The sequence below is a fragment of the Oceanitalea stevensii genome, assembly GCF_014837105.1.
Classification (GTDB): Bacteria; Actinomycetota; Actinomycetes; order Actinomycetales; family Actinomycetaceae; genus Oceanitalea; species Oceanitalea stevensii.
The window spans coordinates 522,119-534,799 of the sequence record NZ_JACSPO010000001.1; the positions used below are offsets into that span (position 1 = coordinate 522,119).

A 12,681-nucleotide genomic window follows, 5' to 3' on the forward strand; every position below is an offset into this window, starting at 1 on the left:
GCGCCGCCCTCTTTCGCGCCCTCCTCGCCGACAGCTGAGTTGTTCCTGGACGTCACCGCTGTGGGAGTCGGGGCAGCCCGGCCAGAGACGTTGGTGACGGCCAGGCGCGCCGGCGCCAGCTCTCGCCCCCACGGAGTCGCAGCGTCGGCGCCATGTGGGTGGTTGGTGTCCGGTCACACGTGGGCTGTCGGCGGGCCGGGGAGCAGGGAACAAGTCAGCTGTCGACGCTGGGGGTCCGGCGTCGGGTAACAAGTCAGCTGTCGACGCTGGGGGTCCGGCGTCGGGTAACAAGTCAGCTGTCGGCGCTGGGGGTCCGGCGTCGGGTAACAAGTCAGCTGTCGGCGCCCGGGAGGCCGGCGGCGGGTAACAAGTCAGCTGTCGGCGAGTGGGCGGGGGCGGGATCCAGCTGTCGGCGGGTGTGTGTGGCCGGTCAGCCGATGGCGGTGACGGGGGCGGGGAGCGGACGGCCGGAGCCGTCGCGGCGCTCGTCGACCTCGGGCAGGTCGACCGGCTGCCCACCGGAGCCGACCGCGCGGAGGGGCTCGAGGCCCACCCACGCCGTCGTCAGGGTGTCCTCGCCGCGCAGGAAGCGCTGCGCGCGGACGCCGCCGGTGGCGCGGCCCTTGCCGGGGAAGCGGTCGAAGGGGGTGACCTTCGCGCTGCCCGGCATCGTCCCGGGAAGGGCCGTGGACGATCCGGCGACCGTGACGACGAGGCTGCGGGAGACGTCGTCGGGGTGGACGACGCCGAAGGCGACGACGCGCGCGTCCTCGGGCATCTTCACCCCGGCCATGCCGCCCGCGCCGCGCCCCTGCGGCCGGACCGCGGAGGCCGCGAAGTGGAGGAGGTGCGCCTCGGTGGTGACGAGGACGAGGCGGTGCTCGTCGGGCGCGTGCGCGGCCCCGACGACGGCGTCACCCGGCTTGAGGGAGATGACCTCCCACGCGTCGCCCTTGCCGGGACGGTCGGCCGGGCTCACGCGCTTGACGGTGCCTCCGGCGGTGGCCAGGGCGAGGGGCGGGGCGTCGTCGTCGAGGCGGGTGAGGCCCACGACGCGCTCACCCGGCTCGAGCTGGAGCAGCTCGGCGACGGGCGCGCCGCCGGACAGGCCGGGCGCGGAGTCGGTGGGCGGCAGCGCGGGGGCGTCGAGGACCGACAGCCGCACGCAGCGGCCGCTGCTCAGCACGACGCCGACGTCGCCGCGGGTGCGGGCCGGGACGGCGGCGGCGATGGCGTCGTGCGCGACGCGCGGACCCGAGCGCGGCGGTTCCTGCGCGCTGCGGGCGAGCAGCCCGGTCCCGGACAGCGCGACCCAGCAGGGCTCGTCGGGGATCTCGAGCGGCACGCTCGTGCCGGTGCGGCGCGCGGAGGCGGCCGAGCCGGTGGCCGGGCCGCCGGCGTGCTCGAGGAGCACGGTGCGCCGCGGGGTGCCGTGGGTGGCGGCGACGTCGGCGAGCTCGTCGCTCACGACCTGTCGCAGCAGCGCCTCGTCGGCGAGGATCCGCTGCAGCTCCTCGATCTCGCGGGCCAGCGCGTCGCGCTCCGCCTCGAGCTCGAGCCGGGAGAACTTCGTGAGGCGGCGCAGCCGCAGCGCGAGGATGTAGTCGGCCTGCGGCTCGGACAGGTCGAAGACCATCATGAGGCGCTGGCGCGCGGCCTCGGCGTCGTCCGAGGAGCGGATGACGGCGATGACCTCGTCGATGTCCGCGATCGCGACGAGCAGGCCGGCCACGAGGTGCGCGCGCTCGATGCGCTTGGCGAGCCGGTGCTCGGTGCGGCGGCGGACCACCTGCAGGCGGTGCTGGACGTAGACCGAGAGCAGCTCGCGCAGGCCCAGGGTCTGCGGCTGCCCGTCGACGAGCGCGACGTTGTTGATCCCGAAGGAGTCCTCCATCGGGGTGAAGCGGTAGAGCTGCTCGAGGACGGCCTCGGGGTTGAAGGCGTTCTTGATCTCGATGACCAGCCGCAGCCCGTGCGCGCGGTCGGTGTAGTCGGCGACGTCCGCGATGCCCTGGAGCTTCTTGGCGTCCACCGCCTCCTTGATCTTCTCGATGACCCGCTCCGGGCCCACCTGGTAGGGCAGCTCGGTGACGACGATGGCCTTGCGCCGAGCGGTGACGTTCTCCAGGTGCGTGGTGGCGCGGGTGCGGAAGGACCCGCGCCCGGTGGCGTAGGCGTCGCGGATGCCGTCGAGGCCGACGATCTTCCCGCCCGAGGGGAGGTCCGGCCCGGGCACGAAGCGCATGAGCTCCTCGAGCGTCGCGTCCGGCTGCGCGATGAGGTGGCGCGCCGCGGCGACGACCTCGACGAGGTTGTGCGGCGGCATGTTCGTCGCCATGCCGACGGCGATGCCCGAGGCGCCGTTGACGAGGAGGTTGGGCATCGCGGCCGGCAGCACCGAGGGCTGGGTGAGCTGGTTGTCGTAGTTGGGGACGAAGTCGACGACGTCCTCGTCCAACCCCGCCGTCATGAGGAGGGCGGCCGGCGCGAGCCGTGCCTCGGTGTAGCGCGGGGCCGCGGGGCCGTCGTCGAGGGAGCCGAAGTTCCCGTGGCCGTCCACGAGCGGCACCCGCAGCGAGAAGTCCTGCGCGAGGCGCACCATGGCGTCGTAGATGGCGGTGTCGCCGTGGGGGTGGAGCTTGCCCATCACCTCGCCGACGACGCGCGCGCACTTCACGTGCCCGCGCTCGGGCCGCAGGCCCATCTCGTCCATCTGGAAGAGGATCCGCCGCTGCACGGGCTTGAGCCCGTCGCGCGCGTCGGGCAGCGCGCGCGAGTAGATCACCGAGTACGCATACTCGAGGAAGGAGCCCTGCATCTCGCTGGAGACGTCGATGTCGACGATCTGCTCGTGCACGGGCGGCGGAGGGGTGCTGCGGCGTGGCATTGGGCCATTGTCCCCCGACTCGGGCGCCGGTCCGCGCACCCGTCCCCGCCGTGTCCGGGCCCGTGTCGGACCAGGCCGGTAGGTTGGGCCCATGAGCGAGGAGGCGCCCCCGTACCCCGCGCACTGGGAGGCCGACGTCGTGCTGCGCGACGGCATCCCCATGCACATCCGCCCGATCCGGCCCGAGGACGCGCCCGCGCTCCAGGCCATGCACCAGCGGCAGTCCCCGCTCTCGCAGTACTACCGCTTCTTCGCGCCGATGGAGCGGCTCAGCGATCGTGACCTGCACCGCTTCACGCACGTGGACCACGACGACCGCGTCGCCCTCGTCCTCACGAGCGGCGAGGACATCCTCGCGGTCGGCCGCTACGACCGCGTGGACCACGACGTCGCCGAGGTCGCCTTCTACGTCGCCGACTCCGAGCACGGCCGCGGCCTGGGCTCGGTGCTCCTCGAGCACCTCGCCGCCGCGGGCCGCGAGCGCGGCGTCGTGCGCTTCACCGCCGAGGTGCTGCCCGCCAACGCCCGGATGATCCGGGTCTTCCGCGACGCCGGCTACGACGTCACCCAGGAGCTGGACGACGGCGTGCTGCGCGTGGAGTTCCACATCGAGGAGACCGGCCGCTCCTGGGGCGTCATGGCCGAGCGGGAGCAGCACGCCGAGTCGCTGAGCATGCGCACACTCATGGCGGCCGGGTCGGTCGTCGTCGCCGGGCTGGGCGGGCCCGAGCAGGTCCTCGCCGAGCGCGCCGCCGAGACCGTCCGTGACGGCAGCTTCACCGGCCCCGTCCACCTCGTCGGCATTCCCGACGGCGGGGCGGAGGGGGTGGGCCACGCCTCCCTCACCGCGCTCGCCGAGCACCTGCGTGCGTCGCAGGCGCCCGCCCCGGACCTCGCGGTCGTCGCGGGGGAGCCGGACGCCGTCGTCGCGGCGGTGCCCGAGCTCGCGGCGCTGGGCGTGCACGCCGTCGTCGTCCTCTCCGGCGGCTTCGCCGAGAGCGACGAGGCGGGGCGGCAGCGGCAGGCGGAGCTCGTCCGCCGCACCCGCGCGGGCGGGATGCGGCTCCTCGGGCCGGCGTCCTACGGCGTCGTCGCCACCGGTCCCGCGGGACGGCTGGACGCCACCGTCCGCCGCGGGATCGGGCAGGGCGGCCTCGCGATGTTCTGCCAGTCGGCCGCCGCGGGCAGCGCGCTCCTCTCCGCGGTCCAGCGGCGCGGCATCGGGCTGCGCAGCTTCGTCTCCGCGGGCAACCGCGCCGACGTGTCCGGCAACGACACGATGCAGGCCTGGCAGGACGACCCCGGCATCACCGCCGCCGTCGTCAACCTCGAGTCGATCGGCAACCCGCGCAAGTTCTCCCGCATCGCGCGGCGTCTCGGCGCCACCGTGCCGCTCATCACCGTGCTCAGCGGGCAGACCGGCCAGCAGGTGCCCCCCGGCCACGCGGTACGCACCACGCGGGAGCCGCAGCGGGTGCTCGCGCAGATGCTCGACCAGGCGGGAGTGGTGCGCTCGCGGACCACCCAGGAGATGCTCGACCTCGCCCAGCTCCTCGTCTCCCAGCCGCTCCCGCGCGGGCCGCGCACGGCGGTGCTCGGCAACTCCGGCGCCCTCACCACCGCGATCGCCGGCGCGGCGCGCGGCCACGGCCTCCAGCCGGTGCCCTCCGGCGCGCTGCCCGCCCTCGCCACGGGGGAGGACTACGCCCGTGAGCTCGCCCGCCTGCGGGAGGACGACTCGTGGGACGCGCTCGTCGTCGCCCACGTGCCGCCCCTGGGCGACGGCGACGCCGGGGTGTGGCGGGCGCTCGCCTCGGCCGCGGCGGGGGAGGAGCGTCCGGTCCTCGCGGCCGTCCAGGGGCTCCTCGGCCTCACCGACGAGCTCACGAGCGACGGACGCACCGTGCCGGCCTACGCGACGACCGCCGACGCCGTCGCGAGCCTCGCCGGGGCCGTCGCCCACGCGCGGTGGCGCGACACCGACCGCGGTGAGCTCGTCGACCCCACCGGGATCGCCCCCGCCCGTGCCCGCGAGCTCCTCGCCCCCGCCCTGCGCGGCCTCGGGCCCGGTGAGGCGGCGCGGCTCGCGCCGGACGCCGTCGCCGAGCTCCTCGCCTGCTACGGGCTCAGCCTCGTGCCCTCCCGCACGGCCCGCACCCCCGAGGAGGCGGTCGCGGCCGCCCAGGACCTCGGCTGGCCGGTGGCGCTCAAGACCCGCGACGAGGTGCTGCGCCACCGGGCCGACCTCGGCGGGGTGCGCCTGGACCTCCGCACCCCCGCGGAGCTCACCGCCGCGATGGCCGCGATGACCCGCGACCTCGAGGCCGTCGGCCGTCCCGGCCTCGGCGTCGAGGTCCAGGCCATGGCGCCGCCCGGCGTCGCCTGCGTCGTGCGCGGCACCGAGGACGACCTCTACGGCCCGGTCGTGTCCTTCGGCCTGGGCGGCGACGCCGTCGAGCTCCTCGACGACGTCTCCTACCGGATCCCCCCGCTCACCGACGTCGACGTCGCGCAGATGGTCCGCGCGGCCAAGGCCTCGCCCCGTCTCTTCGGCCACCGCGGCCTGCCGGTCATGGACGTCAAGGCCCTCGAGAACGTCATCGCACGGGTCTCCGTGCTCGTCGACGACCTCCCCGAGGTGCGGCAGATCCTCCTCAACCCCGTGCTCGTCGGGCGTCGCGGCGCGGCCCTGCTCAGCGCCGTCGTCGAGGTCGCCCCGCCCGGGCGGGCCGACAGCGGACGACGCGTCCTGCCCGGGGCGGGCGCAAGTGGTGTCAAGATGGAGCCGTGGATCGCCGCAACGTGACGAACGACTTGCAGTCCCGCCTCCGTGCAGACCTGGACCGCGCCGGCTACTACCCGCGGCTCGTCCAGGGTGTGCTCGACATCGCGCTCGCCGGCGAGGAGGTCCGGGCCTACCTCGTGCACCCCGAGACGACCTTCGACTCCCGGGAGGTGCGCCGCCACCTCACCGCCCTCGCCCTGACGCCCACCCGGCTCGTCATGGCGCACGTCGACGACGTCCCCGGCAACGAGGTGCCCTCGGCCGCCGCGACCACCGAGGCGGTGCCGATCGACCGCATCTCCTCCGTCGCCCTCACCCACGGCGTGAGCGACCCGGCCGGCACCCACGGCGGGCTGCGCTCGGACGACCTCACCATCGCCGTCACCTGGGGCGGGGCGCAGCAGGTCGACCTCGCACCGGCCGGCTGCAGCGACCCGGACTGCGAGGCGGACCACGGCTACACCGGCCTGCTCACCCCGGAGGACGTCGTCGTGCGCGTGAGCGCGCAGGCGGAGGGCGCCGCTGCCCTGGAGCAGGCGCTGGCCTTCGCGCGGGCGCTGTCCGCCGCGACGGTGTCGTCGACGTGACCGAGCTGCCCCCCGACCTGCGCCTGCCCGACTACGACGGCGCGGGGCTCCGCGCCGTGCTCCCTGCCGCGCTCGACGCCGTCGGTGCCCCGACGACGAGCGCCGGCCGCAGCTCCGGCGACGACCGCGAGGCCCTGGGCCTGCCGCAGGCCCGTAAGGTGTGCGTCGTCCTCGTCGACGGACTCGGCGCCCGCATGCTCGCCGAGCGCGGCGGGCACGCCCCCTTCCTGCGCCGGCACCTGGCCGACGGGCTCACCCTCACGAGCGGCTACCCGTCGACGACGGCGGCGAGCCTCACGATGTTCGGTACCGGCTGCCCGCCCGGCCAGACCGGCATGCTCGGCTACACGGTCCGCAACGACGCCGACGGCTCGCTCCTCAACCTCATCAGCTGGGAGGACGCGACCGTCTCGCCGCGGCAGTGGCAGCCCGAGCCCACCCTCGTGGAGCAGCTCGGCACCGAGTCGTGGGGACGGCGCGTGGCGAGCGTCGGACCAGCGCGCTTCGTCGGCTCGGGGCTCACCGAGGCCGCGCTGCGCGGCCCGCGCTTCGTCGCCGCCGACTCCATGGCCGACCGCGTGGACGCGACCTGCTCCCTGCTCCGCACCCGCGGCACCGACCTCGTCTACCTCTACTGGGGCGACGTCGACAAGATGGGCCACCACCACGGCTGGGGCTCCTGGCAGTGGGGCGAGGCCGTCGAGCTCGTCGACGCCGAGATCTCCCGGCTCGCCCGGCAGCTGCCCAAGGGCACCCTCCTGCTCGTCACCGCCGACCACGGCATGGTCGACCTCGGGTCCGACTCGCGCATCGACGTCGCGACGACCCCGGAGCTCGACCGCGACGTCGCGCTCATCGCGGGGGAGCCGCGCGCCGTCCACGTCCACACCGAGCCCGGGACCGCCGGGGACGTCGCGGGGCGCTGGCGCGATGTGCTCGGGGACACCGCCTGGGTGCTGCTGCGCGAGGAGGCGGAGGAGGTCGGCCTCTTCGGCCCGCTGAGCGAGCGGCACCGCACGACCGTGGGCGACGTCGTCGTCGCGACCCGGGGGACGCGCGCCGTCGTCGACTCCCGCACGCAGACGCCGTCGTCGATCGCGCTCGTGGGCGTGCACGGCTCGCTCACCCCCGGCGAGCTGGAGATCCCGCTCGTGCGGGTGGTGGTGTGAGGTGGCCGAGCTCGCCTTCTTCGCCGGCACGATGGACTCCGGCAAGTCCACCCTCGCCCTGCAGATCGACCACAACTACCGCCGTCGCGGGCTGAGCGGCCTCATCTTCAGCCGCAACGACCGCGCCGGCAGCGGTGTGCTCTCCTCCCGCCTCGGCCTGGCCGTCGCCGCCGTCGAGGCCGACGACGCGACGGACTTCTGGCAGGAGGTCGTCACCCGGCGCACCCACGGGGAGCGCGTGGACTACCTCGTGTGCGACGAGGCGCAGTTCTACAGCGTCACGCAGGTCGAGCAGCTGGCCCGGCTCGTCGACGACATGGGCGTGGACGTCTTCGCCTTCGGCATCACCACCGACTTCCGCACCCGGCTGTTCCCCGGCTCCGCCCGGCTGCTCGAGCTCGCCGACCGCGTCGAGCAGCTCCAGGTGCAGTCGCTGTGCTGGTGCGGGCGTCGCGCGACCCACAACGCCCGCACCGTGGGCGGGCGCATGGTGACCGAGGGCGAGCAGGTCGTCGTCGGGGACACCGAGGCGGAGCCCGAGCCGGCCGGCGGCGTGGGCTACGAGGTGCTGTGCCGCCGCCACCACGTGCGCCGGGAGACCGCCGCCGTCGCCGGTGCGGCTGAGCTCAGCCCGGAGACCCTGCCCCTGGGCTGAGGGCCGGTGCGCCGATCTGCGCACAGGTCCGCCCGGAGGCGGGTCGGGCGGCACCCGTCCCGGCGTGTCGCGCGCGTGTCGCCGACCTGTGCGCAGGTCAGCGACGGGAGAGGCGGGCCGGACCCGGGCGTGCCGGCGGCCGACCCGCCTGACTACTCGGGCTTGGCGCCGAAGACGATCTCGTCCCAGCTCGGCACGCTCGCGCGGCGGCCACGGCTCGGGCGTCGCTTGGCGTCCTTGGCCTCGCCGTCACGGCGCTGTGCCGGTGCCTGCGCGGCCCGGCGGCCCTGGCTCTCGCCGCTGCGGGCCTGGGCCGGCTCCTCGGCCGTCGTCGCGGCGGGTGCGGCGGGCGGGATGGAGGGCGCAGACGGGGCCGACGGTGCGGGCTCCGGCTCCTCCACGGCGGCGGGACGGGCGTCACGCGGCATGGGCAGCACCTGGGCGTCGACCGCCTCGTGCGCCCGGGAGGCCGGCGGGTGGGCGGCCGGGGGGAGACCCCAGTCGTCGTCCTCCTCGACCGGCTCCAGCTCGGGTCGGGTGCCGCGCGTGGCGCGCAGCTCCGCGAGGAGGTCGTCGGTGCTCGCCGCGGGCAGGTCGCCGTAGCCGAGGTCGTCCTCCGGCTCGGCGTCGGTGAGATCGGCGTCGACCGCCGCGAGGGCCGGCCCGAGGTCGCCGTCGGCCTCGACGTCGTACAGCCGCACCGGCATGAGGTGGCGGCGCGAGGGGCTGGCGGGGGTGACCTCGGTCTCCGAGAGCCAGCGGCCCTCGTCGTCCAGCGCGTGCGTGGTGCGGGCGGCCATGTCGACCTCCCAGCGGGCCTCGCGGTGCTTGTCGCCTGCGGTGAAGCGGGCGATGAGCTCCCACGAGCGGTCCTGGGCGCGGACGGCGTCCCACTCGATCTCCGGTGCGCGCACCCCGCGGGTGGCGAGGCGGTCGAGGACGAGGTCGCCCAGCGACGGGGAGTCCTCGGCCCGGCCGACGGTGAAGCGGCGGGCCTGGTCGACCACCCAGCTGCGCTCGGCGAGGACGGGGCCCTCGTAGCGCTGGACGTGCTCCACGGGCAGGCCGGCGGCCTCCGCGACCTCCACGGCCGTGGCCCCGGCGCGGATGCGCGCCTGGATCTCCTTGGGCCGCAGCCCTGCACCGGCGCGGATCTGCTCGAGCTGGGGCCGGTCGCGCCGGACGGCAGCCCGCAGCGCGTCGTCGACCAGCAGGCGGTAGCGCTGGCCGTCCGGACCGGCGAGCGTGAGGTGCTCGCCGTCGCTGTGCAGCCCGACGAGTTCGAGCTCTAGCATGTCGTCCCCCTTCGAGGTATGGGTCGAGGGTGCCACCGCTCGCGGCCCGGATGCCGGATTCCCGCCGGTGTGTTCGCCAGGGTCCTGTCAGCATGGACCAGTGCGGCCGCCGGACCGGGGAGGTTCCCCGGCGTGGCACGACCCGCCCGACGCCGCCCAGGGAGGATGCCATGACCGACACCACCGCCGTCAGCCAGGAGCTCATGGGGATCGCCGAGACCGTCGCCCGGGAGGCCGGCGACCTCGTCCGCGAGGCCCTCGGCGGGTCGGTCACCGTCGCCGCGACCAAGAGCAGCGGTGTCGACCTCGTCACCGAGGTGGACCAGGCGGCCGAGGCGCTCATCCGCCGCCGTCTCGCCGAGCTGCGCCCGGAGGACGGCGTGCTCGGGGAGGAGGAGGGCTGGCAGGCCGGCTCCTCCGGACTCGTCTGGGTGGTCGACCCCATCGACGGGACGACGAACTTCGTCTACGGGCTGCCCGCCTACTCGGTGAGCATCGCCGTGGCCCGCGCGGAGGGGGAGGACCCCTTCGCCTGGGAGCTGCTCGCCGGCGCCGTCCACGCCCCGGCCACCGGGCAGACGTGGACCGCCGCGCGCGGCGGTGGTGCGTACGCCGACGGCGAGCCGATCACCGTCGGCACGCCGCCGCAGCTCGCCACGGCGCTCGTGGGGACCGGTTTCGCCTACACCGCCGACCGCCGTGCGGGGCAGGCGCAGGTGCTCGCCGCGGTCCTGCCCGAGGTCCGGGACATCCGCCGCCTCGGGTCCGCCGCGATGGACCTGTGCCTGGTCGCCGCGGGGGCCATGGACGTCTTCTTCGAGCGCTACCTCAACCCCTGGGACATGGCGGCGGGCGCGCTCGTCGTCACCGAGGCGGGCGGGGTCGTCGAGCGGCTGGGGGAGGGCGTCGAGGGCCTGACCGTCGCGGGCCCGGCCGCGCTCGTCGAGGCCCTCCTCGCCGTCGTGCGTCCCGTCCTGCGCTGAGCGTCCCGCCCGGCCGGGAGATTCCGGTCACACCGCTGGGGGTTTTGCACTCGACAACGCGCGGATCGCGGCGGAAACTCAGCACTTGGTACGGACCCGACCGCGACGGCGGGCCGCCTGATGGTGCACAATCCGGGTGCCGCGGGAACAACACGGGGCTCTCAACGTTCCTGAGGTACGGCACGAGCCGTGCCCCTGACACAACTAGACGAACCGGAGCGTGACGTCTACATGGCGACCGACTACGACGCGCCTCGCAAGAACGAGGAGGACCTCTCCGAGGACTCGATCGAGGAGCTCAAGGCCCGTCGGGCCGAGAAGAGCTCTCCCTCGGTCGACGAGGACGAGGCGGAGGCCGCCGAGGGCTTCGAGCTCCCGGGTGCCGACCTCAGCAACGAGGAGCTCTCCGTCCGGGTGCTGCCGCGCCAGGCCGACGAGTTCACCTGCTCGCGGTGCTTCCTCGTGCACCACCGCAGCCAGCTCGCCTACGAGGACGGCGGCCAGCTCGTCTGCTCGGAGTGCGCTGCCTGACCTGCCCGTCCCAGGGCCGCGGCCAGCTCGGCAGGACGCCGGCTGGCCACGAGCCAGTAGGGCGCCGGGTCCCGCGGGTCGACGACCTCCACACGCAGGCCCTGCCGCACCCACGGGCGCTGGCAGACGAAAGCGCGAGCATCGGCCTTCGGCCCCATGGCCGCAACCATCGCATCGGCGTCGAGCACCTCGGTCCCCCCGAGGTGCGCGACGCCGATTCGTGCGTTCGCGGCGTGCAGCACCGGGCCCGTGCCCAGCTCCTCGTCGCCGAGCTCGACGACGACGCGCGGCGAGGTGACGAGCAGTGCGACGACGACGGCGACGGCCGCCACCACCCCGACGACGTAGCCGGCCGTGGCGCTGAAGGGCCACACGAGCGCGCCGACCGCCGCACCGGCGAGCGCGCCGAGCACGAGGTTGACCGGGCGGGGGTGCAGGCGCTCGGAGAAGATGACGGAGTCCACGGCACCACTCTCCCACCTCGCCCGCCCCGCCCCCCTTCGTCGGGCGGCCCGGTGGGGCGGCCGGCGGTGTGGACGGTGGTTGGGGTCGCAGGGCCCAGGTCAGTACAGTCGCGGGCGTGAGTGACTACGTCGACGTCCCGCTCGTCCGGCTCGACCCGGACCTGCCGGCACCGTCCTACGCCCACCCCGGGGACGCCGGGGCCGACCTCCACGCCCGCCACGACGTCGAGCTGGCGCCGGGGGAGCGGGTCGTCGTCCCGACCGGGGTGGCGATCGCGCTCCCCGAGGGCTGGGCGGCGTTCGTCCACCCCCGATCCGGGCTGGCGGCCCGGCACGGTGTCACGGTCGTCAACGCGCCGGGTACCGTGGACGCAGGGTTCCGGGGCGAGATCAAGGTGATCCTCCTCAACACCGACCTCCGGGAGACGGTGCGGATCGCACGCGGGGACCGCGTGGCGCAGCTCGTCGTGCAGCGCGTCGCGCAGGCCCGGTTCACCGAGGTGCAGGACCTGCCCGAGTCGGTACGCGGCACGGGCGGGCTGGGGTCAACGGGTGGCTGGACGGCCACCGGAGCAGGAGGCGAGAACTGATGGGGCTCTTCTCACGACGCCGCAAGGGCGACGAGGCCGCGCCGGCCGAGACCGACGCACCGACCGAGGACGCCACGACCGAGGACGCCTCGGCCGACGACGCCGCGGCCGCCCCCTCGGGCCGCGGCCCCTGGGACGTCGCCGACGTCCCCGAGCTCGGCCAGCGCCTCGACCTCGGCGCGCTGCGCGTCCCCGCCCGCCCCGGCCTCAAGCTGCGGATGGAGATGGACAAGCGCACCCGCCAGGTCGTGGCCACGAGCCTGTCCGTGTCCGGCTCCGCGCTCCAGCTCCAGGCCTTCGCCGCCCCCCGCTCCGGCGGGCTGTGGGCCGACCTGCGCCCCGAGATCATCGCCTCGGTGGAGAAGCAGGGCGGCACCGCCGACGAGGTCGACGGCCCCTTCGGCCGCGAGATCCTCGCCCGGCTGCCCGTCACCACCCAGGACGGCCGCATGGGCCACCGCCCCGCGCGCTTCATCGGCGCCGACGGGCCGCGCTGGTTCCTCCGCGGCGTCCTCAGCGGACGCGCCGCCGTCGACCCCGACGCCGCCGCCGAGCTCGAGGACCTCTTCGCCGACGTCGTCGTCGTCCGCGGGCAGGAGGCCCGCCCGCCGCGCGACGTCCTCATGCTCCGCGTGCCCGGCAAGGCGGGCGCGGGGACGACGGCGGAGGAGACCCCGACGACCTCCTTCGACCCGCTCGCCCGCGGTCCCGAGATCACCGAGATCCGCTGAGGGA

11 protein-coding genes are annotated in these 12,681 nt (G+C 75.3%); 8 read left to right on the forward strand and 3 right to left on the reverse strand.

Annotation, left to right across the window (positions count from 1 at the left end; genetic code table 11):
• Positions 1-430: 430 nt before the first annotated feature.
• A complete protein-coding gene (locus tag H9624_RS02450; protein WP_251838319.1) occupies positions 431-2,887 on the reverse strand; it encodes a DNA gyrase/topoisomerase IV subunit A in 2,457 nt (818 codons plus the stop codon).
• Between the two features lie 91 nt (positions 2,888-2,978).
• On the opposite strand from H9624_RS02450, the gene H9624_RS02455 reads away from it, so the two are divergent.
• The 4 genes from H9624_RS02455 to H9624_RS02470 are packed head-to-tail and all read left to right on the forward strand — an operon-like array spanning position 2,979 to position 8,083.
• Complete coding sequence (locus tag H9624_RS02455; protein ID WP_251838320.1) at positions 2,979-5,693, forward strand: GNAT family N-acetyltransferase; 2,715 nt, start codon at positions 2,979-2,981, stop codon at positions 5,691-5,693.
• Entirely contained in the window at positions 5,675-6,259 is a 585-nt protein-coding gene (locus tag H9624_RS02460; protein ID WP_251838321.1) for a DUF5998 family protein, read from the forward strand. Before H9624_RS02455 ends, H9624_RS02460 begins: the two co-directional genes overlap by 19 nt.
• Positions 6,256-7,428, forward strand: coding sequence for an alkaline phosphatase family protein (locus H9624_RS02465; RefSeq protein WP_251838322.1), 1,173 nt, complete (start codon positions 6,256-6,258; stop codon positions 7,426-7,428). The genes H9624_RS02460 and H9624_RS02465 overlap by 4 nt, the downstream gene beginning before the upstream one ends.
• A 1-nt stretch (position 7,429) precedes the next feature.
• Positions 7,430-8,083 (forward strand): thymidine kinase, encoded by a 654-nt coding sequence (locus H9624_RS02470; protein WP_251838323.1) that lies wholly within the window; start codon positions 7,430-7,432, stop codon positions 8,081-8,083.
• A 152-nt stretch (positions 8,084-8,235) separates the two neighbouring features.
• Here H9624_RS02470 and sepH read toward each other — a convergent pair whose 3' ends face one another.
• Positions 8,236-9,378, reverse strand: coding sequence for a septation protein SepH (gene sepH, locus H9624_RS02475; RefSeq protein WP_251838324.1), 1,143 nt, complete (start codon positions 9,376-9,378; stop codon positions 8,236-8,238).
• Positions 9,379-9,548: 170 nt separating this feature from the next.
• Here sepH and H9624_RS02480 point away from each other — a divergent pair, with 170 nt between their 5' ends.
• Complete coding sequence (locus H9624_RS02480) at positions 9,549-10,361, forward strand: inositol monophosphatase family protein (RefSeq protein WP_251838325.1); 813 nt, start codon at positions 9,549-9,551, stop codon at positions 10,359-10,361.
• Between the two features lie 231 nt (positions 10,362-10,592).
• A complete protein-coding gene (locus H9624_RS02485) occupies positions 10,593-10,892 on the forward strand; it encodes a DUF4193 domain-containing protein (protein ID WP_110850981.1) in 300 nt (99 codons plus the stop codon).
• On the opposite strand, the gene H9624_RS02490 is transcribed toward H9624_RS02485, so the two are convergent.
• Positions 10,847-11,356: a DUF3093 domain-containing protein gene (locus H9624_RS02490; protein WP_251838326.1), complete on the reverse strand. Its 510-nt coding sequence runs from the start codon at positions 11,354-11,356 to the stop codon at positions 10,847-10,849. The two genes, H9624_RS02485 and H9624_RS02490, sit on opposite strands and share 46 nt — an antisense overlap.
• 116 nt (positions 11,357-11,472) lie before the next feature.
• On the opposite strand from H9624_RS02490, the gene dut reads away from it, so the two are divergent.
• Both dut and H9624_RS02500 read left to right on the forward strand, forming a co-directional pair.
• Positions 11,473-11,946: a dUTP diphosphatase gene (dut, locus tag H9624_RS02495; protein ID WP_251838327.1), complete on the forward strand. Its 474-nt coding sequence runs from the start codon at positions 11,473-11,475 to the stop codon at positions 11,944-11,946.
• A complete protein-coding gene (locus H9624_RS02500) occupies positions 11,946-12,677 on the forward strand; it encodes a DUF3710 domain-containing protein (protein WP_251838328.1) in 732 nt (243 codons plus the stop codon). Before dut ends, H9624_RS02500 begins: the two co-directional genes overlap by 1 nt.
• The last annotated feature ends 4 nt before the right edge of the window (positions 12,678-12,681 follow it).

Bases quoted from the DNA above. Each gene is read 5' to 3' on its own strand.
- H9624_RS02450 (WP_251838319.1), bottom strand. From the start codon at position 2,887: ATGCCACGCCGCAGCACCCCTCCGCCGCCCGTGCACGAGCAGATCGTC.
- H9624_RS02455 (WP_251838320.1), top strand. From the start codon at position 2,979: ATGAGCGAGGAGGCGCCCCCGTACCCCGCGCACTGGGAGGCCGACGTC.
- sepH (WP_251838324.1), bottom strand. From the start codon at position 9,378: ATGCTAGAGCTCGAACTCGTCGGGCTGCACAGCGACGGCGAGCACCTC.
- H9624_RS02480 (WP_251838325.1), top strand. From the start codon at position 9,549: ATGACCGACACCACCGCCGTCAGCCAGGAGCTCATGGGGATCGCCGAG.
- H9624_RS02485 (WP_110850981.1), top strand. From the start codon at position 10,593: ATGGCGACCGACTACGACGCGCCTCGCAAGAACGAGGAGGACCTCTCC.
- H9624_RS02500 (WP_251838328.1), top strand. From the start codon at position 11,946: ATGGGGCTCTTCTCACGACGCCGCAAGGGCGACGAGGCCGCGCCGGCC.